Source organism: Lautropia mirabilis, from assembly GCF_900637555.1.
Classification (GTDB): Bacteria; Pseudomonadota; Gammaproteobacteria; order Burkholderiales; family Burkholderiaceae_E; genus Lautropia; species Lautropia mirabilis.
In genome coordinates this window covers 2,026,142-2,049,559 of record NZ_LR134378.1, presented here as the reverse complement: position 1 = coordinate 2,049,559, position 23,418 = coordinate 2,026,142, and the positions used below count along the sequence as shown (strand labels likewise).

Sequence of the window (23,418 nt, the reverse complement as noted above, 5' to 3'; positions counted from 1 at the left end):
GGCGCGATTACTCAGTGAAATACTCGTAACGCAGCGGCATTTCCCGCCGCAAGGCCGACCTGGGCCAGTTCAGCGTAGCGACGGGCCAACTGACGCGACACGGTGCCGATCATGCCGACCGACAGACCACGGCCGCTGCTGTCCACCAGCCGTCCGCCCAGCGCCTGGGCCATGCTCTGGGCGCAGGCCACCATGCCCTCCCAGGCCTCGTACTTCTCGGCCGTGCGGGGCACATCCAGCATGAAGTCGATCTGATCGCGCGTCTGGTTGAAAGCCAGCGTGAACAGCGAATCCCCCGAGTCGGCAAAGGCCTCGTAGCGGCCGTTGCCACGCTCGGACAGCCCCAGATGGCGCACCACCCCCGCCACCCGATTGGGCTCGGCGGCCTCGGGCAGCTCGACGCGCACCTCAATCTGGGTGTCGAGCCGCGCCGCCAGCGTATCCAGGTCACGCGCGTTGCGCAGGATCGGCGCCATGTCGGGAATGTTGACCGGTGCCTGAAGCTTGCTGGCCAGCGACTCGATGGCCGCGTTGAAGTCCGACAGCTCGACCGCATTGAGCGGCCCCTGGCGGTTGGCCAGCAGCAGGCTGCAGCGGATGCGCACCGCCTTCTCGCCCGCCGTCAGCGGCCCCCAGTGACTGCCCAGCCGCTCGACCTCGATGCGGACCGGCTTGCTGCCCACGTGACGCAGCGACGAGGTGAGCGCCACCAGCCGGTCGGTATTGACCGGAGCGGGCGGCTCCAGGATCACCACGTGCTCGACCTGGGCGTCAGGCAGCGGATCGGGCTCGGCCACCTCGGCCGGTACGGCCTCTGCCCCTTCGGCCTCGATGTCATCTGCCTGAGCCGGCGACACGTCGTCCACTCGACGCTGCCCGTCGGCCTCGCCATCATCTGCCGCAACCGATGTGGGCGATGCGTCCCGATGGCTGCCGCGCCGGTCATCGTCCTCCGGCGTCCCCTGGCTGGCCACACCACGCGTCATGCGCTGTGCCGCCGACGAATCCTCCTCTGCCGGATGCTCGGCCCCGCCGCCGTCATGATCGACCGCAGGGCGTGCCATTGACGCCTCCATCCGGGAATCATCCGCATCCGCCCGGTGAGCGCCGGCCGTGCGGCCTCGGCCGACCCGGGTTCCGGCCGCCTCGAACGGCGCATCGCGCCCCTCGTCCCGTGCACCGTGACGGTCATGGCCAGCATCAGTCTGTCCGGCATGCACGGGCGAATGCCCGTCACGGGCCGACTCCCGGCGCAGACTGTCCGGAATGCGGCGCGATGCCAGCGCCTGGGCCTCGGCCCGGCGTGCGGCCTCGACACGGGCCCCATCCTCGGCACTGCTCCAGGGGCGCACGGCCGCCGGGTTCTCGAACGGCGTCTCGATGTAGTCCTCGTCATCCAGCGCCAGAGACGGGTGCCGATCGGCCGGATCACTGGACGGCCCACCCTTGCGGAGCGAGCGCGAATCCTCGCCCTCGAAGCGTGCCGGACGGGCGGCCAGATCGGGCGGAACCTGCCGTGCTGCCCCCCGCATCACGGGCTCGCGGCGACCGCGCCCCCGGCGCGGGGACGACTCGTCATCCGGACCGGCCCCGCCGGTCAGCGTCTGGGGATCATCATCGAAATACCCCTTGCGCAGGCCGAGTGCGGAAGCCTGCTGGCGCCGACGACGGCCCTGCCACAGGTTGTGGGCAATGACGATGACCAGCACCACGACGACCAGCGCGATGATGCTCCATGTAAGCGTGCTCAAAAGTGTTCCCCTGACTGTAAATGACGACCGGATTCCACCGCAGGTGTGAGCATCCGGTAACGATGCTGTCGATCCTGCGGCATCAGGCGGCCTCGGCGAGTTCGACCGCAGAGGTCAGGTCCACCGCCACCAGGCGGGAAACCCCCTTCTCCTGCATCGTCACGCCGATCAGTTGATGGGCCATTTCCATGGCGATCTTGTTGTGCGAGATGAAGATGAACTGCGTTTCCTCGGACATCGCCGCCACCATCTTCGCGTAACGTTCCGTGTTTGCGTCGTCCAGCGGCGCATCCACCTCGTCCAGCAGGCAGAACGGCGCCGGATTCAGCTTGAAGATACCAAAGACCAGCGCAATGGCGGTCAATGCCTTCTCACCCCCTGAAAGCAGGTGGATGGAAGCGTTCTTCTTGCCCGGGGGCTGCGCGAACACCTGCACCCCCGCATCCAGGATTTCACCACCGGTCAGCACCAGCCGTGCCTCGCCGCCCCCGAAGAGCATCGGGAAAAGCCGACCGAACTCGGCGTTGACGGTATCGTAGGTGGACTGCAGCAGCGACCGGGTTTCCTGGTCGATAGTGCGGATGGCGTTCTCCAGCGTGGCCATCGCCTCCTGCAGGTCGGTGGACTGGGTGTTCAGGAACACCTCGCGCTCGCGCGCCGCTGTCAACTCGTCCAGCGCCGCCAGGTTCACCGGCCCCAGCCGGGCCACCGCCTGCGCCAGCCGGCTCACCTCGCTCTGCAGCCACGACGGCTTGGGCCGCTGCGGCTGCGCCTCAAGCGACGCCTTCAGCTCGGCCAGATCGGCCGACGCCTCGGCGAGCGCCTCGTCCATCTGCTCGGCCGTCAGGCGTGCGGCCTGCTCCTTCATGCGCAGCTCGATCAGCCGCTGACGCAGCGGCTCCTGGCCGCGCTCGGCACGCAGCCGCTCCTCGTCCAGCCGGCGCAGCTCGCCCGAACGCTCGTCGGCCAGCCCGCGGGCCTCCGAAAGCGCCTGCTCCGCTTCCATGCGCCGCTCCAGCATCACTTCCAGCTGCTCGCGCAGCGCCTCGTCCGACATCCCTTCCAGATCGGCCAGCAGCCGCTCGCGGTTGCCGTCGGCCTGCGCCAGCTGCTCGTCCGCGCGGGCGATGCGCTCGCGCAGGTTGTCGATCTCCTGCTCCAGCGAGCGCACCGCGTAGGCACTCTCGCGCACGGCCAGCTCGCTCTCGCGGGCATGGTCGCGCCGGCTCGACAGCGTGGTCTCCAGCATCTCGGCCGCCTCGCGCGCGGCCGCCAGTTCCTCGCTGGCCACCTCGGCCTTCTCCTCGGCCTCGGCCAGCCCGTCCACCAGTGCCTGCAGCGCTTCCTCGCGCCCGGCCTGGCGCATGGCCAGCTCCTCGATCTCTTCCGAGAGCCGCTGACGGCTTTCCTCGCGGCTTCTCACCGCCTGGGCCAGCCGCTCATGCTCGATGGTGGCCGTTGACACCCGTCGCACCGCCCGGGCGCTGGCATCGCGCGCTGCGCGCACCTGCTCGGCCAGCTGTGCTGCCATGGCATCAATGCGCTCGGCCTGCTGGCGGGCCTCGTCACCCAGCAGCTGCTGCGCCCGCAGCTCGCGCTCCAGGTTCTGCAGCTCCTGCTGGCGGGCCAGCACGCCCTCGCCTTCCGAATCCATGGCGAACAGCACCACGTCGAAGCGGCCGATGGCATGACCTTCCCGCACCACGAAGCGCCCGCCCGGGGGCAGCTGCCCCCGACCGGCAAAGGCCGCCTCGGTGGATTCGGCGCTGAAGAAGCCATCCAGCCACTCGGCCATGATGGGCTTGAGCCGCGCATCCTGGCAGCGCACCAGCGAGGCCAGCGGCACCAGCCGCCCGGCCGGCCGGGCCGGCAGCGGCGCTGCCCCCGCAGGCAGGTCCGTCAGGAACAGCCCCACCTTGCCCGGGGGGGCCTCCTGCAGCATGGCAGCCACCTGCTGCACGCTCTTCGCTTCCAGCGCGTGCACCCGCTCGCGCAGCACCGCTTCCACGGCCGTTTCCCAGCCGGGCTCGATGCGGATGTACTGCCAGATGCGCTCGGTGTCCTCGCCCAGGCCGTGCTTCTCCAGCCAGGGGCGCATCTGGTTCTCGCCCTGCATGCGCGCCTGCAGCTGTTCCAGCACCGCCATGCGCGCCTCGATGGTGGTGGTCTTGGTCACGGCCGCCTGCAGGGCCTCCTGTGCAGGGCCCCGCTCGGCCTGGACCTCGGCCAGACGAGCCTCCAGCGTCTGCTGCTGCTCGGCCGTGCGCGCCTCTTCCTCCTGCGCAGCGCCCAGCTCCAGCGCCAGCCGCTCCAGCTGATCCGACGCATCGTCACCCAGCTGCGACAGCGAAGCCTGCAGCCGCTGGCGGCGCTCCTGCATCTGCGCCAGTGCCTCTTCATGGGAGCGACGCTCCACGCGCCCCACCTGCAGCGCCTGCTGGGCCGTGTGCGCGGCCTGACGCGCGGATTCCAGCGCTTCGCGCCGTTCGCGCTCCTCGTCCTCGCAGGCCGCCAGCTGTTCTTCCGCCTCGGCCAGCGCCATCTCGGCCGTGGCCTGCTGCTCGCGGGCTTCTTCCAGCTGCGCCTCCACTTCCTGGCGGCGCTGCAGCCCGCCCTCGGACAGCGCCCGCGCCGACTGGATCTGTTCTTCCAGCGACTTCAGGCGAGCCTGGGCCTGATTGCGGTTCTGCGCAATCATCCGGATCTGCGATTCCAGCGTGGAGATCTCGCTGTTGACCTCATAGTAGGCGGCCTGACAGCGGCTCACCTCGTCATTGGCCTGGTGCACCGCCTCGCGCAGCGTCTCCATGCGGTTCTCGGCCGAGCGCAGCCCGGTCTGCAACCCCTCGATCTCCAGATCCAGACTCTCGGCCGTCTTCTCCAGCAGCTGCTGCTCGGCCTGCGCATCATCGCGCTTGATCAGCCACAGCCACTGCTGCTTCTGTGTCCGCTCGGCCTCCATGGCACGGTAACGGCCCGCCACCTCGGCCTGCGCATCCAGCTTGCTGATCTGCCCGTGCAGCTCGCGCAGGATGTCCTCCACACGGGTGAGGTTCTCGCGCGTGTCGGCGAGGCGGTTTTCGGTTTCGCGGCGGCGCTCCTTGTACTTGGAGACGCCGGCGGCCTCCTCGAAGAACACGCGCAGCTCGTCGGGCTTGGCCTCGATGATGCGCGAGATGGTGCCCTGCCCGATGATGGCGTAGGCACGTGGCCCCAGGCCCGTGCCCAGGAAGATGTCGTGCACGTCCTTGCGACGTACTGGCTGCTGGTTGATGTAGTAGGTGGACTGCCCCTCACGCGTGAGCACACGCTTGACCGAGATCTCGGCAAAGCCGCCCCACGCCCCGCCGATGCGGCCCAGGCTGTTGTCGAACACCAGCTCCACGCTGGCGCGCGACGAGGGCTTGCGCTCCAGCGAGCCGTTGAAGATCACGTCCTGCATCGACTCGCCGCGCAGCTCGGTGGCGCGCGACTCACCCAGCACCCAGCGGGTGGCATCGATGATGTTCGACTTGCCGCAGCCATTGGGACCGACGATGCCCACCAGCTGGCTGGGCAGCTCGAAGGTGGTCGGATCACAGAATGACTTGAAGCCTGCGAGCTTGACTTGCTTGAGGCGCACGAAAACCCTTTGGAACAGACGACGGATGACGAACGCTGCCGATGGGGCCGTGAGGGCCTGGACAGCCCACTTTCGCATCCGGGAAAGGCCCGTATGATAGCAAGGCCCCGCCCGTTCCCGCCCCGGACTGCACGGTTTTTCGACACGTGTGTCCGGGGCAACAGAATCGCGGACTCACTGCACCGTGATGGTGCGCGTCGCCTCCAGCGTGAAGTCCCCGTCACCCTTCCACGACAGGCGCAGCTCGCCGCTTTCACGCGCCAGGAAGGTGAACTCGATGTACGGGTTGCGCGCCGTGGCCGGCCCAGGCTCCCAGGAGTACAGCAGCCCCTCGCCCAGACGGGCCTCGAAGCGGGTCACGATGTCGCGCGGCTTGATCTGCCCGTGCCCGTCCAGCCGAAGGCCGGTCTCCATGCGGTGGCTGATCTGTGCACGCACACGCACCATCTCGCCCTTCTTCGGCGTGAGCGTGCTGGTCCAGATACGCGGTGGTGTGGATGTGCTCATCGTCTTTCCCCCTTACATGCCGCAGCCGCTGGCGGCCACCGTCACGTCCCTGCGGGCCTCCAGGATCTGCCCATCCTTCATCCGCGCCAGTGCGTGGATGGCCTGAGAACGCGCCAGCCGCACCCGAACCGCTGCCTCGGCCACCCCGGCCAGCGGCGTGAAGTACATCCGGCAGGCCAGCGGAATGGGGTTCTTCTCGGCCAGGATGATCAGTTCCTCGCACCAGTTCGATTCAGTGATGAGAGAGGGATCGACACTGACGCGCACCGGCACGGCGCTGGGGTTGTCGGCCAGCATGGCCACGTCCAGCAGAAGGCCCTTGGCGCTGGGCGTCCTGCCATCCACGAAGGCCGTGATCACGTTCTGCACCGCATCCGGATGCGCCAGAAGCATCTCGGCCTGCCGCTTGGCCAGCACCTCGGGTGACAGCACGCCGGCTGTGGAAGAGGCCTGCGCCAGGGCGCGCAGCGGCAATGCCAGCGTGGCCCCCGCGGCCACGGCACCGGCAGCCAGCAGGCTGCGCCGGCCGCGGTCATGCACGGTCCCGGGCTGCGCACGCAGGGACGGAGAAGAAGCGGTATCCGCATCCGGGCGGCCGCTCATGTCGGAAAGGGGATGAAGGGTCTGCATGTTCCTGAAGGTCGGCTCGTCGGCGGGGCCCCCGTGGCCGGGGCATGCCCCGCCGGATTCACGAAACCGGACGGTTGGATGAAATGAAGATGGCCGAAGAGGCCATGTCCTGAAAAGCCCCGATCTTACGGCACCAGGAACTCGCTGAACTTGCCGTTGATCCAGGCGAAATCATCCTTGACCATGTCGGCCGACCGCACGTCCACGTCCACCTGGTTCTGAACGATACGTCCGAGCGCATCCAGCTCGTAGTCAAAGAGCACCGAGATCTCTTCCTGCGGCTCCAGATTCACCATCATGTAGCACAGGTTGTCGGGCAGGATGCGCTCGACCGTCTTGCCGGCCACGCGCTGCGACAGGTTCTTGGCCACGATCCGGCCGAGGGTGGATGCCACGTGCGCGCTCTTCGGATAATGGCCGAACAGCGGCGAGACCTGTCCAATCGAATCACCGATGATGTAGACCCGGTCGTCCGACTTCGCCGTGAAGAACTTGTTGTCGATGTCACCCCAGGTGGTGGGCTTGCCGTCCGGTCCCTTGCCGATCAGGCCGGCGTGCCAGACCATGTCGGCTGCCTGGTGCGGCGGCATCAGGATGGCCTCGTCGAAATCGAAGTCACCTGCCTTGGTGCTGATGTGGCGCTTGTACGGATCGACCGACTTCACCTGCGCATTGGGCACGTGCACGATGATGTCCGGATACAGCTCCTTGAAGGCCTGCTGATAGCCGGCGCTGATCGGCGCCAGACGCGGTTTCGGATCCAGGATCACCACCTTGCCCGGAATCTTCTTGCGCTTGAAGATCGCGGCAATGAGACAGGCGCGCTCATAGGGCGACGGCGGGCAGCGGTGCGGCGGCGGCGGCATGGTCATCACCAGCGTGCCGCCCTTGAAGGCATGCACGCGCTGCTTCAGCGACATCATCTCGCGGTTGGGCAGATAGGCGCTGGAATAGTGCATGCGCGTGTAGTCGATCGTGCGCTGGTCGTTGCCGAACCACACGTCGAAGGCATCGCGGATGCCGCCGGCCAGGATCAGGTAGTCGTAGTCCAGCCAGCCCATCGAGGTCTGCACCCGGCGCTTGTCGCGCTCGAAGGCCATCACCTCGGCCTGCAGCAGCGTGTAGCCCCAGGTACGGGCCGGACGCAGGATGTCGCGGTTGACGAAATCCGTGCTGACCACGTCCGCCAGCCACTTGTTGCTCATTGGCCCCGACCAGAAGGTCGGGTTGCGATCCACCAGGATCACGTCGGCCTGCGGGATCCACTCACGCAGGTAGCGGGCAGCCGAGAGCCCGCCCCAGCCGCCTCCACAGATGACGATGCGCGGCCCCTTGCCGCGACGGGGAATGAAGCTGCTCTTGCCCGAGACCACAGCCGGTGCGGCCGATGCCAGCGGCGGCAGGGCCGCCGAGGCGGCAAGCATGGAAGTCAGCGCAAGCGCTTGACGGCGTTTCATGACACGGATTCCTATAACACTCGCAAAAGACAGGTCCTTTGTGCAGCACCCTCCCGACAGGATGCTGCCGCCCGAAGGACTGACGGGATGAAACTCAGTAGCGGCGACCCCACTGCAGCACGCACAGCGCCCCCAGCACGATGCCGAATGCGGCCGGCATGCTGGCCAGCGACAGTGTGGACAGCCCGGACAGACCCTGGCCGATGGAGCAGCCCATGGCCACCACCCCGCCCAGACCCATCAGGATGCCCCCCAGCGCACTGCTGGCCATCCGGCGCGGACTGCCAAAGCCTTCCCAGCGGGCCGTGCCGCTGACCAATGCCGTCACGCAGGCTCCGGCCAGCACACCCAGCACCAGCGCCACCGCGGCCGCCAGCTCGCGCCCCACCGCCACCTGCAGATACAGCCAGCTCTCGGCCACCGGGCTGATGAAGCTGAGCGAGGTGAGCGGCCGTTCCTCGAACGGATCAACATCGATGTGGGCACTGATCCACCAGCCCGCCACCACCATCGCCCCCACCAGCAGCGCGCCCACCCATTGCAGCGGCGCATGACGCAGGGCCGGGCGCCGCAGCGCATACACCAGCAGCAGAAGGACGATCAGGGCCGTCACCGCCACCGTGGCCACCGACTCGGGCACACCCAGGGCGGCCAGCCAGCCCGGCAGCGTGGCGCCCTGCGGCTCGATCACCAGCAGGCCCTGCAGCGTCTGTCGCACCGGCGCCAGCACGCCGGTCATCGTGGCCTGGGCCGTCAGCCCCAGCCACAGCAGCACCCACAGCGACCGCAGGTTGCCGCCCGCCAGCAACACCAGCGCCCGTGCGCCACAGGAATGCGCCAGCGCCATGCCCACGCCGAACATCAACCCACCGGTCAACGCCCCCAGCGGCGAGAAGCGAGGTCGCACCACCAGCACCTGCGACAGCGAGATCTCCCCGAGCATCGCCAGCACCTGCGTGCCGACCAGTGCCACCGCCAGCGCCAGCGCGAAGGCCTGCAGCGCCGGCGCGCCCTGGGGCGCCTGCTCCTCGCCCCAGTCCGACGGCTCCGGACGCGCCAGGGTCTGACGCAGCCCGCGCAGCAGGCAGAAGTTTCCAGCCCGTGCCGCCACGCCGAAGACGCATCCCAGCGCGAAAGTGGCCCAGAAAAGGTCCAGCGACGGCATCATTGATCCCAGATCTCCGTGCTGATGCTCTCGTACCAGCCCATGCTGTTGCTGGCCTCCTGGGCGCGATAGGCCGCATCTGCATCCAGCGGGCTGGTGCCCAGTCCCGGCAGCTCGACCAGCTGGTCGTCCTTCGCTTCGTAGAGGCCCGAGACCGAGATGGCATAGCCCGGCGCCACCAGGCTGTAGCAGGTGTTGGCATAGGTCGGCTTCGGACGCGGCTGCCCGGTCAGGTCGGCCGCAATCACGCCCGCCGCCATGCGACCCTGCACGTTGGCCACGAAGCCCGACTTGGGCATGGGCGCCGCAATCGTGGCATCGCCCAGCACATAGATGTCCTTCACCTGGCGGGACTCGAAGCCATCAGGATGCACCGGCACCCAGCCGCTGGCATCGGCCACGCCGGCCCGCTCGGTGATGATCCCGGCCCGCTGCGGCGGGATCACGTTCAGCACCGAGGCCTTGTGGATGGTGCCGAAGAGCGTCTCCACCTCGCCCCGCTTCACATCCACGCGCTGCACCTGGCCATCATCCGACTGGCCCACCCACTCGATCATGTTTCCGTATTTGGCCGCCCAGCCCTGCTGGAACAGCGCCTTCTTGGAAAAATTGTCCTTTGCGTCCAGCAGCAGGATCTTGCTGCGCGGCTTGTTCTGCTTGAAGTAGTGCGCCACCATGCAGGCCCGCTCATAGGGACCCGGCGGGCAGCGATACGGCAGGTCGGGAATCACCATCACGAAGGTGCCGCCATCGGGCATGGCGCGCAGCTGCCTGTACAGCAGTTGCGTCTGCTTGCCTGCCTTCCAGGAGTGCGGGGCAATCCACGAGGCCGCCTCGTCATAACCCGGCAACGCATCCCAGCGGAAATCGATGCCCGGCGACAGCACCAGCCGGTCCCACTTCAGCGTGCGGCCGTTGGACAGGCGCACGGTCCTGGCCGTCGCATCCACGTCCTCGGCCCGCGCATGCACCACCTCCACGCCGTCGGCCCGCAGTCCGTCATAGCCGTGACCGATGCTCTCGAACGTGCGCAAGCCCCCCAGATAGAGATTGGAGAACGGGCAGGTATAGAAGCGCGTCGCCGGCTCGACCAGCGTCACCTTCACCTCGGGGGCCAGCTGACGCAGATAGCGGGCCGCCGTGGCACCGCCAAAGCCGCCGCCCACCACCACCACATGAGCCGAGGCCGCCCGGGCACGCACGAATGCCGGCATGGCCAGCATGGCAGCCCCGGCGGCCAGCACCTGTCGGCGACCGGGCCGGAAAGCCTCATCCGTCTGCATCTGGACATCGCCATTCCGAGTGGACAGGGCGGTGTCGATGAAATCGGGCAGGAGGCATCCGCCGTGGGATGCCGTGGGCTGTGGTCTGCTGGTCATTGCGCTGCTGGTGCTCCCGGCTTGTCGCGGCCAATGTCTGGCCGATGTGTTCTTTTTCGGGTCTGCTGCCGGGTGCCATCCGCTGCATGTCGGTACTGCAATGGGCCAATCCCCCGGATCAGGCCTGCTGCAGAAGCGCCGCCGTTCACCGGCCCCGCTCCTGTTCCGAGCATTGTACCGTTCGTTTCATTCTGCGACGAATTCTCGCTCCTTATAATCAGAATCCCTTGCCTGAAACGACGATCCACCCGCGTGAGCCTGCCCGCCAACCCCCGCCTTGATCTCCTGCACCCCTACCCGTTCGAGCGCCTGCGTGCGCTGCTGGCTGCCAAGCCCGCAGGCCTGCAGCCGTCCAGCCTGCCGCTGGTGGATCTCTCCATCGGTGAACCGCGCCACCCCACCCCGCCTGTGGTGCTGAACGCCCTGGCCGATGCCACGGACGGTCTGGCCAGCTACCCGGCCACCGCCGGCACCCCGGCGCTACGCGAGGCCATCGCTGCCTGGATCCGGCGCCGCTACGACACCCCCGTCGATGCGGCCACCCAGGTGCTGCCCGTCAACGGCTCGCGCGAGGCCCTGTTCTCCTTCGCGCAGGCCATGCTCGACCCGGCGCCCGCGGGCACCCAGGTCGTCATCGCCCCCAATCCCTTCTATCAGATCTATGAAGGCGCCGCGCTGCTGGCCGGTGCCCGCCTGCACCTGCTGGACCAGCGCCCCGACAACGGCTTCCGGATGGACTGGACCCAGGTGCCCGACAGCCTGTGGCCGCAGGTGAAGCTCGTCTACGTCTGCTCACCCGGTAACCCCACCGGTGCCGTCATGGACCTGGACGAATGGCGCACCCTGTTTGCGCTGGCCGACCGGCACGGCTTCATCATCGCCTCCGACGAGTGCTATTCCGAGATCTACCACGACGAATCCGCCCCGCCCCTGGGCGCCCTGGCGGTGTGCCGGCAACTGGGCCGCACCGACTATCGGGGCGTGGTGGTCTTCTCCAGCCTGTCCAAGCGCTCCAACGTGCCCGGCATGCGCAGCGGCTTCGTGGCCGGCGACGCCGCCCTGCTGGCGCGCTTCCTGCGCTACCGCACCTACCACGGCTGCGCCATGAGCCCGATGTTCCAGCAGGCCTCCATCGCCGCTTGGAACGACGAGGCCCACGTGGTGGACAACCGTCGCCTGTACCGGCAGAAATTCGACGCCGTGCTGCCCATCCTGCAACCGGTGGTCCCCGCCCTGCAGATGCCGGCCGCCAGCTTCTACCTGTGGCTGCCCGTGCCCGGCGGCGATGACGAGGCCTTCACCGCCCGCCTCTTCCATGAAGCACACGTGAAGGTGCTGCCTGGCAGCTACCTGGGCCGCCCCTCCAGCCTGCGCCCCGACGACCCCGCCAGCAACCCTGGCCACGGATTCGTGCGCATCGCGCTGGTGGCCCCGCCCGAAGCCTGCATCGAAGGAGCACGGCGGATTGCGGCGCTGATCGGGTGAGGCCGCGCCCTGTTCCTGCTGCTTGTCAGGTTGATGGGCGAAGGTCGCGTCTGCCCGCCGCCTTCAACCGACAGAGGGCAACCGCCCTCTCGTTATTTCGACTTTCCCGGCCTGCCCGGATCCGTCAGCTCCGGCAGCGCTCCGCCCGCAATCGCCCACAGATACAGGCTGGCCGTACTGCCATAGGGGCTGTAGCGGCGACGGTAGCGGGCAAAGAGCTGCGGCGTGATGGACCGGTGGCGATAGAGCATGCGCATGCCGCGCAGAATGGCCAGATCCCCGTAACTGACGATGTCCGGGCGCTGCAGCGAGAACAGCATCAGCATCTCGGCCGTCCACACGCCAATGCCCCTGAACTGCGACAGCGCATGGCAGAGCGCCTCATCATCCAGCTGGGCCAGCGCATGCAGATCGGTACGACCCTCGACGATGCTGCGCGCAATGTCCTGAATGTAGCCCGCCTTGCGGAAGGTGATGCCAACGCCCTGCAGCTCGTCCAGCTCGCATGAGGCCATGACCTCGGGGCTCACCCCGGGAAACCGCGTCTGCATCTTGCCCCAGATGGTTGTCTGGGCCTTGGTGGAAATCTGCTGGCCGATGATGCTGTGCACCAGCGCATGAAAGAGATCCGGCTGCACCTCGCGCCGGATCAGCCCGATGCGGTCGATGGCCACCGCCAGACGGGGATCCCGGGTGCGCAGGTGGTCCAGCTCGGTCTGGCCGTAGCGGAAACAGGGCGGGTTGTCGGCATGCTCGTCCATGCGGACATGATACGAAAGAACGCCGCCCCACCATCCCCGATAGAATCCCGCCCATACTCCCCGCCACGATGGCCGCCACGGCAGCCCGTATCCCCCCGTTCACGTATCGGCCATCCCGGCGGCCCACCCTTGCCCCTTCAGGAGATTTCCCATGACCGACCCGAGACAAGCCCTGATCGAATCCGCCTGGGACAACCGCCAGGCGCTCAGCCCCTCTGCCGCACCGCAGGACGTGCGCCAGGCCGTCGAATCGGTGCTGGCCGACCTGGACGCCGGCACGCTGCGCGTGGCCACCCGCTCGGCCGATGCCGCTGCCGAGGGCGCAGCACGCTGGAACGTGCATCAATGGATCAAGAAAGCCGTGCTGCTGTCGTTCCGACTGGCCGACAACGTGCCGATGCAGGCCGGCATGCTGCAGTTCTTCGACAAGGTGCCCACCAAGTTCGACGGCATGAGTGCCGAGGACTTTGCAAGGGCAGGCTACCGGGTCGTGCCGCCCGCCGTCGCCCGTCGCGGCTCGTTCATCGGCCGGAACGTGGTGCTGATGCCCTCCTACGTCAACATCGGCGCCTATGTCGACGAAGGCACGATGGTCGACACTTGGGCCACCGTGGGCTCGTGCGCGCAGATCGGCAGGAATGTCCATCTTTCCGGCGGGGTCGGCATTGGCGGCGTGCTGGAGCCGCTGCAGGCCAACCCCACCATCATCGAGGACAACTGCTTCATCGGCGCCCGCTCCGAAGTGGTCGAGGGTGTCGTCGTCGAGGAAAACTCGGTGCTGGCCATGGGGGTGTATCTCAGCCAGTCCACGAAGATCTACGAACGCGAGACCGGCAAGGTGTACTACGGCCGGGTTCCTTCCGGATCGGTCGTGGTGCCGGGCAGCCTGCCGTCGAAGGATGGAAGCGTCAGCCTGGCGTGTGCCGTCATCGTGAAGCGGGTCGATGCCCAGACACGGGCCAAGACCGCCATCAATGACCTGCTGCGCGGGGCGGATGCCTGATTCCGGTCCGGCCTGATCCGGACTGGCCACGCACGGCGGCCCTCGGGCCGCCTCCCTTCCGGATACGCAAAGACCATGAGCGGCACCAACCCCGGCAGCACCAGCAGCCCCTTCAACCAGCTGCTGGAAGTGATGGCCCGGCACAAGGCTTCCGATCTGTTCATCTCGGTGGGTTCACCGGTGCAGATGAAGATCAACGGCAACATGGTGGCCGTGACGGCAGCCGACAAGCGCCTGATGCCGCAGCAGGCCGAGGCGCTCCTGCGTTCGGCCATCAACGACCAGCAATGGCGGCGCTTCCAGGAAGAGAACGAGCTGAACATCGGCTACGGCGTGAAGGACGTGGGCAGCTTCCGTATCTCGCTCTTCCGTCAGCGCGGCACGGCCGCCGCCGTGGTGCGCTACATCCCGGGTGACATCCCCGAGTTCGACACGCTGGGCATGCCGCCGGTGCTGAAGGAGCTGATCCTGCAGCCGCGCGGCCTCTTCCTGATGGTGGGTGCCACCGGCGTGGGCAAGACCACCACGCTTGCCTCGCTCATCGACTACCGCAACGCCAACCGTACCGGCCACATCCTCACGCTGGAAGACCCCATCGAATTCGTCTTCCGCAACCAGCAATCCATCGTCAACCAGCGCCAGATCGGCTCGGACACGAAGGACCTGCACACGGCACTCAAGAGCGCGCTGCGCCAGGCGCCCGACTGCATCCTGATCGGCGAGATCCGGGACATGGAAGCGATGGGCGCGGCCATTGCCTACGCCCAGTCGGGCCACCTGGTGCTGGCCACGCTGCACGCCAACAATGCCGCCCATGCGCTGAACCGCATCCTCAGCTTCTATGCCCCCGAGAACCGGGGTGCGCTGCTGGCCGACCTGTCCACCACGCTCAAGGCTATCGTCTCGCAGCGACTGCTGGCCAGTACCGACGGTGGCCGGGTGCCGGCCGCCGAGGTGCTGATCAACACCCACCACGTGGCTGAACTGATCTCCACCGGACGGCTTTCCGAGATTCCGGACGCCATCGCCAACAGCCTGGCAGCCGGCTCGTTGTCCTTTGACCGTTCACTGACCCGGCTGCTGCGCGCCGGCCGCATTTCCCGCGAGGACGCGCTGCAGCACAGCGATTCGCCCACCAACCTGCTGTGGCTGCTGGACAACAACGCGGAGGACCTGGCACAGGACGCCCCCACCACGGAGGAAACCGCGTCAGGCCTGACGCTGCCCGACCTGCTGCAGAAGCAGGCTTCCAGCTTCGAGAGCCGGCGCACCGGCCCGTCAGCGCGTGGCGGCTCGGTGGCACGCCAGACGCTGGCCGACATGGATGCTGCCGGTGAGGCGCCCGCTGCCGCGGCCGCACCGTCCGCTCACCCCTTCGCCAGCGCGGTCAGCCAGGCTGCCATGGCCGTGCCGTCCGGCATGAATGCTGCCCCGGCTCCCCAGCCTGCACAGGCGGGCGGGTGGCCCAGCACCGCCACGTTTGCGGCCACCGACAGCGTACAGGGTCCGGCCACGCAAACGGCCCCCACCAGCACCGCCAGCCCGGCAGGCAACGCCGCCCCGGCGGCCGCCAGCACGGCCTTCCCCTCGTCCAGCCCGGCCTTTGCGCCCACCGGCATCCAGTCCAGCCCGCCGGTTGCAAGCAACCCGCCCACTGGCATCTTCATGACGGACCCGACCCGCAACGCGGCAAAACATGGCACACTGCCAGCCCAGGCAGCCAGTGCGCCCACGCCTGGCCAGGGTGGGCCGGCTGCCCATGAAGCGCCCGCCCCCACGCAGGGCGCCTCCTTTGCAGAGTTCCTCATCAAGCTCGAATGACAGTCACCGTCTACGGCATTCCCAACTGCGACCAGATCCGCAAGACCCGACGCTGGCTCGACCAGCACGGCGTCGATTATCGATTCCACGACTACCGCAGCGATGGCCTGGACCGGGCCACACTGGAGGACTGGCAGGCGCGGGTAGGCCTTTCCGAGGTGATCAATACCCGCAGCCAGACCTGGCGCACGCTGGACGAGGCGCAGCGCAAGGCCGTGGCCGACGTCAGCACCGACGCCGCCTATGAACTGCTGCTGGCCCATCCCACGCTGATCAAGCGCCCCATCGTCACCACCGACGCCCGGCCCGACGAACTGCAGATCGGCTTTCAGGAAGACGAACTGCACGCCTTCCTGCGACTGCCCTGAGCCCCACCCCATGAGTTCCGACAAGTTTCCGTTTGCCCCGGTGGCCCCGTTTTCCCCGTACCGAGCCAACTACAGCCCCCAGTCGGCCAGCCTGATCGACGCGCAGGAAAGCCTGCGCACGCTGCGCGACTGGGTGCGTTATGCCATCAGCCGCATGCAGGCAGCTGGCGCCTCGTTCGGACACGGCACCGACAACCCCTTCGATGAAGCCGTCTGGCTGGTCTGCTGGTGCCTGCACCTGCCCGTGGAGCAGTACGACGAGCTGGCCAACGCCACGCTGCTGCCCGACGAGCGCCGCAAGCTGCGCAACCTCATCGACGCGCGTGCCCAGTGCGACCAGCCGCTGGCCTACCTGATCGGCGAAGCCTGGCTGATGGGCTTCCGCTTCCGCGCCGACGCCCGCGCCCTGGTGCCGCGTTCGCTGCTGGCCGAGGCGCTGGTCAACCACGCCTTCGATCCGTGGCTGAACCGCGAGATGCTGCAGCCCTTCCATGACCTGGCCGAGGAGCTGGACCAGGGCCTGGGCGCGCAGCCGCCGGCCTCGGCGCCCTACCGCGTCCTGGACCTGTGCACGGGGGGTGGCAGCCTGGCCATCATCGCCGCCCACTACCTGCCGGATTCGGAGGTGGTGGCCAGCGACATCTCGGCCGACGCCCTGCAACTGGCCGCCGAGAACATCGCCGACTACGGGCTGGAGAATCGCATCCGCCTGGTACAGGGCGACCTGTTCCAGAACCTGCAGGGCGAGAGCTTCAAGCTCATCCTGTGCAACCCGCCCTACGTGAATGCCGAATCGATGGCGGCGCTGCCCAGTGAGTACCGTGCCGAGCCCGAGAAGGCACTGGGGTCCGGCCCCGACGGCATGGACCTGATCACCCGGCTGCTGCACGAGGCGCCCGAGCACCTGTGGCCGTGCGGCGTGCTGGCCCTGGAGATCGGCCACGAGATGCCCAACTTCCAGGCACGCTTCCCCACGCTCACCTGGACCAGCATCCCGGTGGCGCAGGGTGATGACCGCATCGTGCTCATCACGGCCGACGACCTGCGCCAGTGGCGCGAGCAGCAGCCGCTGGGCTGAGTCCCCGAAAGGCCTCGAAAATTTGGGATAATCAAGGGCTTGCAGGCCGCCTTGGGCCTGCCTTCTGCCGTCCTGACACACTTCGGGCCCGCCCTTGATCCGCTTCGACGACCTCAGCCTGGCCCGCGCCGGGCGCCCTCTCTTTTCTCACGCCTCGCTCATCATCAACCCCGGTGAGCGCGTTGCCCTCATCGGCGCCAACGGCAGCGGCAAGAGCTCGCTGCTGGCGCTGCTGCGCGGCGATCTCGCCCCCGAACAGGGCAACGTCGACCTGCCCAGGCTGCGCATCGCCTGGCTGGCCCAACATGCGCCGCGCGCCAGCATCAACCCGGTACGCTTCGTGATGAACGCCGATGCCGCCCTGGTGGCCGCCGAACAGGCCATCCAGCAGGCCGAGGCCCGCCACGACGGCGAGGCGCTGGGCGAGGCCTATGCCCGCTGGGTCGATGCCGGCGGGCCTTCTGCCGAGGCCCGCGCTGCCGAACTGCTGGACGGTCTGGGCTTCGGACAGGCGCAGCTGGCACGCACGGTGGACGAACTCTCGGGCGGCTGGAAGATGCGCCTGAACCTGGCCTGCGTGCTGATGGCGCCCAGCGACCTGCTGCTGCTGGACGAACCCACCAACCACCTGGACCTGGACGCCGTGCTGTGGCTGGAGCGCCAGCTGCTGCGCCATCCGGCCATCCAGCTCATCGTCTCGCACGACCGCGACTTCCTTGACCGCGTGGCCAACGCCAGCCTGGTCATCGAGGATGGCCGGCTTGAGCGCTATCCCGGCGGCTACACCGCCAGCGAGAACATCCGTGCCGAGCGCGCCGCCCAGCGTGAGCGTGCCCGCCGAGATCAGCAGGCCCGCATCGAGCACCTCAACCGCTTCATCGCACGCTTCCGCGCCAAGGCCACCAAGGCCCGCCAGGCGCAGAGCCGCCTGAAGGCCCTGGAGCGCATGGAGGCCATTGCGCCACTGCGCGCCGCACGCGGCATCGACTTCGAGTTTGCCCAGCCCCCCGAGGGACCGGATCCGCTGATCCGTGCCCACCACCTGGCCTGCGGCCACACGGCCGGCCAGACCGTCGTCACCCTACCCGAACTCATCGTGCGGCGCGGTGCCCGCATCGGCATCCTGGGGCGCAACGGCACCGGCAAGACCACCCTCATCCGCACCCTGATCGGCGAGCTTCCCCCGCTTTCCGGCGAGCTGACCCGCGCCAGCACACTGGACACCGGCTATCTGGCCCAGGAGCAGATCGAGGACCTGCGCCCGGATGAATCCCCGCTGCAGCATCTGTCGCGGCTGGCCCCGCAGGAGCGCGAGCAGGTGCTGCGCGGCTGGCTGGGACGTTTCGGCTTCCCCGGCGACGACGCCCTGCGTCCCACCGGCCCCATGTCGGGGGGCGAGAAGACGCGACTGTGCCTGGCGCTTCTGGCCTGGAAGAAGCCCGGTTTTCTGGTGCTGGACGAACCCACCAACCACCTGGACGCCAACACCCGCGACGCACTGGCCGACGCACTGGCCGAGTTCGAGGGACCGCTGCTGCTGGTCTCGCACGACCGCTATCTGCTGCGCAGCACGGTGGACGAGTTCTGGCTGGTGGACGACGGCATCCTGCGTCCCTTCGACGGCGATCTGGACGACTACGCTCAGTGGCTGCAGAAGGAACGCAGCGCGCGTCAGCGTGGCACGGATGCCGACCCGTCGGGCAGCGCGTCGGAACAGGCCGGGTCGGAAGGCGCGAATGCGGCCGGCAGTGACGCCTCCCGTTCGGCGGGAAGTGCTCAGGAAGGCAGCGGCGCGTCCAGCCAGCAAGGCGCCTCCACGGGGGGCTCGCGCGCCGACAACCGGCGCGAGCGTGCCCAGCAACGTGCGGCCCTGGCTGCCCGCAAGAAGCCTGTCGAGCAGGCCATTCAGAAGATAGAGCGCCAGATGGAAAGCCTGCAGGCCCGCGCCACGACGCTGGACGAGCAGCTGGCTGCCCCTGATGCGTTTGCTGACCGCGCGGCAGCTACCGAGCGCCAGCGCGAACGCGCCCAGATCGCCACCGAGCTGGAGAATCTGGAAAACGACTGGCTGGAACGCCAGGCGGAAATCGAGGAAATCGAGCGCCAGGCGGCGGAAGGCTAGGCTTTCCGCCTACTGAAGCCGCCCTTTCAGCGCCGGCGGCAGGGGGAGCGTCAGCACCTCGATGCCCTCCTCGTGCAGCGCCTTGGTCTCCTCAGGCGTGGCCACGCCCCGAATGGGGCGGTCCGGCGCCTCGTCAAAATGGATGCGCCGAGCCTCCTCGGCAAAACGGTCACCCACATCCTCGGTCGCGTCGATCAGCTTGCGCAGCCCCCGCATCAGCTGCCCCTGCAGCTCGCGGATCTCGGCCGTCACCGGGCCGGAACGCGCTGCCTTCTCGCCACGAGCCCCGGCTGCTTCGTCAGCTGACGGGCTGCCATGGGACAGGTTCAGCCGGGGCGCCGACAGGAGCTTCTTCACCTGTCGGGACCCGCACATCGGGCATTCGATGAGCTGATGCTCCTGCTGCCGCTCGAAGTCCTCGGCAGAGGAGAACCAGCCCTCGAACTGGTGTTGCTGCTCGCAGCAAAGATCGAAGACTTTCAGACGGGCCTCCGTTCACTCCGCATCGCCCGAACCGCTGTCCTTCTCCAGATGGCGGTCGATCTTCAGGGTGCTCTTGAGGGTATCCACCCAGGCCTGGCGCTCGGCGTTGGCCATCAGCTGCCGCAGCTGGGTACGGTAGGTGTCCAGACGCTGACGGGCCGCTTCATCAGGCGGCAGGGCCTTCTCCACATGGATGAGCTGATAGCCGTCCTTGCCCAGATCGGCGCCTACCCAGGCAGGCAGCTGATCGGCCGACACGCCAAAGGCGGCCTTCAGGGCCGGCTGCTGCAGACGGCCCGGCTGGGAACGGCTGATGGTGTTTTCCTCGCTCAGACCCGACGGCAGCGCGGCCTTCGCATCCTTGGCGCCTGCGGCCTCACGCAGCTCGGCCAGGCGCTTCTCGCCGGCCTCGCGGGCCAGTCGTGCAGCCTCATCGGCAATCCAGCGCTGACGCACCGTGTCCTTCACCTCGTCCAGGGTCTGGCGACGCTGCGGATGATGGGCATCCACCCGGGCTGACACCAGCACGCCCGGGCTCACCTCGATGGCGGTGGTGTTGCGCTTCTCTTCCAGCGCGTCAGGCGCGTAGAGCTGCTCCAGCAGGCGGGCATTGGCCAGCGGCGAACCCTCCGGCGCATTGGCGGCCGGCTTGCGGCCCACACCCTTGGCCTGCTCGATGTTCAGCTTGAAGCGCTCGGCAGCCGGCTTGAGCGACTCGGCCTGCTCGTAGACCATGTTGGACAGGGCCTCGGCTGCCTGGTTGTAGCGCCGTGCCGCCTCTTCCTCACGCCACATCTTCACCAGCTGGGGCTTGACCTCGGCCAGCGGCTTTTCGCCACCGCCCTTCACGCCCGTCACCTGGATGACGTGGAAGCCATACTCGGTCTCCACCACATCGGTGAAGCCCGGCTTGTCCAGCCCGAAAGCCGCATCGGCAAAGGGCTTGACCATCGTGTCACGCTCGAAGAAGCCCAGATCGCCCCCCTGCTCGGCCGAGCCCGGGTCCTCGGAGTTCTTCTTCGCCAGCTCGGCAAACTTGTCCGGATGGGCCTTGGCCTCAGCCAGCAGCGCCTCGGCGCGAGCCTTCACCTTCTCCTTGGCCGCTGCATCGGCTCCTTCCGGCACCTTCAGCAGGATATGGCTGGCCTGACGCTCCTCAGCCTCGTTGAACTGGTTGCGGTGCTTCTGGTAGTAGGCTTCCAGCTCTTTCTCGGACGGCTCGACATCCTTGGGCAGCATGTCGGTGCGGCGCAGCGCCACATAGCTGATGTCCACCGACTCGGGCAGGTCGAAGGCGGACGCATGGGCGTCGTAATAGGCCTTGAGCTGCTCATCGGTGGGGGCCAGCCCCTTCTCGTAGTCACGCGGGGTCACCAGCAGCGTGCGAACCACCCGCCGGTTCTCCTGGGAGGCAAAGACGCCATCCACCACGGTCTGCGGCACCATCGCCGAATCCGCCACGGCACGCTCGACGGCGCCCACAGCCAGCATCTGCCCCATCTGCGCCTCGTACTGCGCCGGCGTCAGGCCATTGGCCGCCAGCAGCCGCTTGTAGCCCTCGATGTCGAACTTGCCATTGGCATCCCGCAGATCGGCATGCTGATCCAGGATGGCCTTCTGGATCTCACCTGGCGTGACCGTGATGCGGGCACGGCGTGCATCGGCCAGCAGGGCCTGGCGGGTGATCAGGTTCTCCAGCACCTCCATGCGCGTGGCCTGATTGTCGAAGACGGCGGCGTCGTAGTTGTCGCCCATCATCTGCTGCATCTGCTGCACCTGCTGCCGGTACGTCTGCTCGAAATAGGCACGCGGCACCGGCTCGCCGTCAACGGATGCCACCGAGTCGCCATCGCCGAACATCCGGTCGTAGCCGGAGATGCCGAAGAAGACGAAGGCAGGCATGATCAGCACCAGCAGCAGCCCCTGGGCCAGGCGCTGGTGGGTTCGGACGAAATCAAACATGGAGATGGGGATCCGATCGTGAAAAGGAACGTAGATCCCCGTAGTTTATTCGAGATGTCGGCAACTGCACGGAACATCATGGCCCGCGCACTGCCAGATGCAACAGGGCGCGCTCAGCCCCCGGTCAGATCCTGTTCAGATCTCGGCCAGCCAGCCGTCGCGGCGGGCCGCCTTCACCGCTCGATGGGCACACGAGAGCACGCCGAAGGCCACGGGTGCCGCCAGCAGCAGCGAACCCCACAGGGGCGAAGCCGCGGCCACGAACACCGACGGCACCAGAACCAGTGCCTTGACGAGAAAGCGAGCCCAAGCAGCCATTCATCGACCCCGGGGTACCGTAGCGTGTCCGGACTGGACAGCCCCTTGCATTCGATTCACCCGGGAAACCCATTGTTTCAGATTGCAGACAAGGGCATCGTACCGATGTCGCCACCCGCCATCCGGCCCCGGCCGACAATCGACCAGCCTCGCCCCCTGGACGGCAAACCGGCCGGATGTCGCAACCGCCGGATACGTCGGGCAGCGTCGTGCCGCGCGGAGGAAAACAGCGCCCCATCCCCACGCCCAGCCCCGAGGCAGCCTCACTCCTTTGAGCCCTTGGGCGAACGCTGCATGAAGTAATGGTTGTAGGCCATGCGCCGGTCAGCGGTCGAGTCCGTATACCAGCCCACACAACGCTGGGCGTAGCGGCGCATCGAATCCAGTACCCGTGCAAACACCGGGTCGCCATTGCTGTTGCGCACCGTCACCCGATCCCAGGCCTGCAGCTGGGCGCGCAGCACCGACTCGGGTGTCTTGTAGAAGCGCACGCCCTGCACCTCACGCATCTCGATGTAATGCGTCGCCCCCTTGTTGATCTGCTGCCCGATCAGCGTGGCCGTCACCGCCTGCGTCGCCTGCTCCACCACGGCCTGCCAGGCAGGCGGCAGCGCGGCCCAGCGCTCGGCATTGATCAGCAGCTCGGTCTGCTCGGCCACCTGGTGATGGCTCTGCAGCATGCACACCTTCAGCACCTCGGGCAGACCCAGCGCACGGTCACCGGAGAGCGTGCTGAACTCGGCCGCCTCGATCTCGCCCCGGCGCAAGGCCGGGATGATCTCGTCGATGGGCAGCTGAAAGACGGTCGCCCCCAGCTCCTGATAGATCTGCGCGGCCAGCCCCCCGGCATGGAAGCGCATGCCGTTCAGATCCTCCACCCGCGCGATGGGACGCTTGAACCAGCCAAAGGCCGGCGTGGGCAACGCCCCGTACAGCAGCGAATGCACCTTCAGGCCGGACGCTGCATAGATCTCCTGCAGCAGCGCCTCGCCACCGCCGTACCGATGCCAGGACAGCAACGTCAGCGCATCCATGCCGAACGCGGGCCCGCTGCCCCAGAGCCCGATCGATGGCTGGCGCAGACTGTCGAGCGTGAGCGTGCGGTGACAGGCATCCAGCCGGCCACTGGAAACGGCCTCGGCCAGCGCATCGGTGGGAACCACCTTGCCGGCTGGCAGAATCTCCAGCTGCAGCCGACCCTCGGTCAGCATGCCCAGGACATCGGCCAGCGTCTTGATGTAGGACTGAAAATCATCCTCCAGCGACCAGGCGGTCTGGCAGCGCCAGACCACCGGCTCCTGGGCCGGCATCGTGCCCTGGCTGGCCGCCGCACGACTGCGTGCCAGCGCCGGGGACGACAGCGCCAGTGCCGCCATGCCGGCGGCACCGACACCGGCGCCCTTCAGGATCTGCCGCCGTCCCGGCACACTACCCTCGGGAACGGCATCCCGGGAACGTGGCATGACCTGATCCTGCTTCATGGCATCGGCACCTGCTGGAGAATCC

18 protein-coding genes are annotated in these 23,418 nt (G+C 67.8%); 6 read left to right on the top strand and 12 right to left on the bottom strand.

All coding sequences use genetic code 11. The features are described 5' to 3' along the window. Positions 1-11: 11 nt before the first annotated feature. From EL249_RS08310 to EL249_RS08280, 7 genes are all read right to left on the bottom strand, one after another. Positions 12-1,751, bottom strand: a complete 1,740-nt coding sequence (locus EL249_RS08310) for a cell division protein ZipA C-terminal FtsZ-binding domain-containing protein (RefSeq protein WP_005673157.1) — start codon at positions 1,749-1,751, stop codon at positions 12-14. 82 nt (positions 1,752-1,833) lie between these two features. Continuing rightward, positions 1,834-5,373 (bottom strand): chromosome segregation protein SMC, encoded by a 3,540-nt coding sequence (gene smc / locus EL249_RS08305; RefSeq protein WP_040529775.1) that lies wholly within the window; start codon positions 5,371-5,373, stop codon positions 1,834-1,836. A gap of 174 nt (positions 5,374-5,547) precedes the next feature. Beyond that, entirely contained in the window at positions 5,548-5,880 is a 333-nt protein-coding gene (locus EL249_RS08300) for a thiosulfate oxidation carrier complex protein SoxZ (RefSeq protein WP_005673160.1), read from the bottom strand. 12 nt (positions 5,881-5,892) lie between these two features. After that, positions 5,893-6,510 carry a thiosulfate oxidation carrier protein SoxY gene (locus EL249_RS08295; protein WP_005673161.1) on the bottom strand — a complete coding sequence of 206 codons (618 nt, stop codon included), beginning with the start codon at positions 6,508-6,510 and terminating at the stop codon, positions 5,893-5,895. Between the two features lie 125 nt (positions 6,511-6,635). Then, complete coding sequence (locus EL249_RS08290; protein ID WP_005673162.1) at positions 6,636-7,967, bottom strand: FAD-dependent oxidoreductase; 1,332 nt, start codon at positions 7,965-7,967, stop codon at positions 6,636-6,638. A gap of 94 nt (positions 7,968-8,061) precedes the next feature. Next, entirely contained in the window at positions 8,062-9,135 is a 1,074-nt protein-coding gene (locus EL249_RS08285) for a YeeE/YedE family protein (RefSeq protein ID WP_005673163.1), read from the bottom strand. Beyond that, a complete protein-coding gene (locus tag EL249_RS08280; protein ID WP_040531028.1) occupies positions 9,132-10,415 on the bottom strand; it encodes an NAD(P)/FAD-dependent oxidoreductase in 1,284 nt (427 codons plus the stop codon). The genes EL249_RS08285 and EL249_RS08280 overlap by 4 nt, the downstream gene beginning before the upstream one ends. A gap of 348 nt (positions 10,416-10,763) precedes the next feature. Here EL249_RS08280 and dapC point away from each other — a divergent pair, with 348 nt between their 5' ends. Further along, the gene (gene dapC / locus EL249_RS08275; protein WP_005673165.1) at positions 10,764-11,996 is read left to right on the top strand and encodes a succinyldiaminopimelate transaminase; all 1,233 of its coding nucleotides are present in this window, start codon (positions 10,764-10,766) and stop codon (positions 11,994-11,996) included. A 92-nt stretch (positions 11,997-12,088) separates the two neighbouring features. Here the strand turns inward: dapC and EL249_RS08270 are convergent, their stop codons facing one another. Beyond that, positions 12,089-12,757, bottom strand: a complete 669-nt coding sequence (locus EL249_RS08270) for a DNA-3-methyladenine glycosylase family protein (RefSeq protein WP_005673166.1) — start codon at positions 12,755-12,757, stop codon at positions 12,089-12,091. Between the two features lie 151 nt (positions 12,758-12,908). Here EL249_RS08270 and dapD point away from each other — a divergent pair, with 151 nt between their 5' ends. From dapD to EL249_RS08245, 5 genes are all read left to right on the top strand, one after another. Beyond that, positions 12,909-13,760 carry a 2,3,4,5-tetrahydropyridine-2,6-dicarboxylate N-succinyltransferase gene (gene dapD / locus EL249_RS08265; protein WP_005673167.1) on the top strand — a complete coding sequence of 284 codons (852 nt, stop codon included), beginning with the start codon at positions 12,909-12,911 and terminating at the stop codon, positions 13,758-13,760. Between the two features lie 75 nt (positions 13,761-13,835). Continuing rightward, positions 13,836-15,581, top strand: coding sequence for a PilT/PilU family type 4a pilus ATPase (locus EL249_RS13365; RefSeq protein WP_005673168.1), 1,746 nt, complete (start codon positions 13,836-13,838; stop codon positions 15,579-15,581). Beyond that, positions 15,578-15,949: an ArsC family reductase gene (locus EL249_RS08255; protein WP_005673169.1), complete on the top strand. Its 372-nt coding sequence runs from the start codon at positions 15,578-15,580 to the stop codon at positions 15,947-15,949. Before EL249_RS13365 ends, EL249_RS08255 begins: the two co-directional genes overlap by 4 nt. A gap of 10 nt (positions 15,950-15,959) precedes the next feature. Next, positions 15,960-17,027, top strand: a complete 1,068-nt coding sequence (locus EL249_RS08250) for a HemK family protein methyltransferase (RefSeq protein WP_005673170.1) — start codon at positions 15,960-15,962, stop codon at positions 17,025-17,027. A 94-nt stretch (positions 17,028-17,121) separates the two neighbouring features. Further along, positions 17,122-19,149 carry an ABC-F family ATP-binding cassette domain-containing protein gene (locus EL249_RS08245; protein WP_005673171.1) on the top strand — a complete coding sequence of 676 codons (2,028 nt, stop codon included), beginning with the start codon at positions 17,122-17,124 and terminating at the stop codon, positions 19,147-19,149. 9 nt (positions 19,150-19,158) lie between these two features. Here the strand turns inward: EL249_RS08245 and EL249_RS08240 are convergent, their stop codons facing one another. From EL249_RS08240 to EL249_RS08225, 4 genes are all read right to left on the bottom strand, one after another. Then, positions 19,159-19,632, bottom strand: a complete 474-nt coding sequence (locus EL249_RS08240) for a DUF1178 family protein (protein ID WP_040529778.1) — start codon at positions 19,630-19,632, stop codon at positions 19,159-19,161. A gap of 12 nt (positions 19,633-19,644) precedes the next feature. Continuing rightward, on the bottom strand, positions 19,645-21,594 hold the full coding sequence (locus EL249_RS08235) for a SurA N-terminal domain-containing protein (RefSeq protein ID WP_005673173.1): 1,950 nt from the start codon (positions 21,592-21,594) through the stop codon (positions 19,645-19,647). 135 nt (positions 21,595-21,729) lie between these two features. After that, the gene (locus tag EL249_RS08230) at positions 21,730-21,912 is read right to left on the bottom strand and encodes a hypothetical protein (RefSeq protein ID WP_005673174.1); all 183 of its coding nucleotides are present in this window, start codon (positions 21,910-21,912) and stop codon (positions 21,730-21,732) included. A gap of 263 nt (positions 21,913-22,175) precedes the next feature. Then, positions 22,176-23,375 (bottom strand): TRAP transporter substrate-binding protein, encoded by a 1,200-nt coding sequence (locus EL249_RS08225; protein ID WP_169311666.1) that lies wholly within the window; start codon positions 23,373-23,375, stop codon positions 22,176-22,178. Between the last annotated feature and the right edge of the window lie 43 nt (positions 23,376-23,418).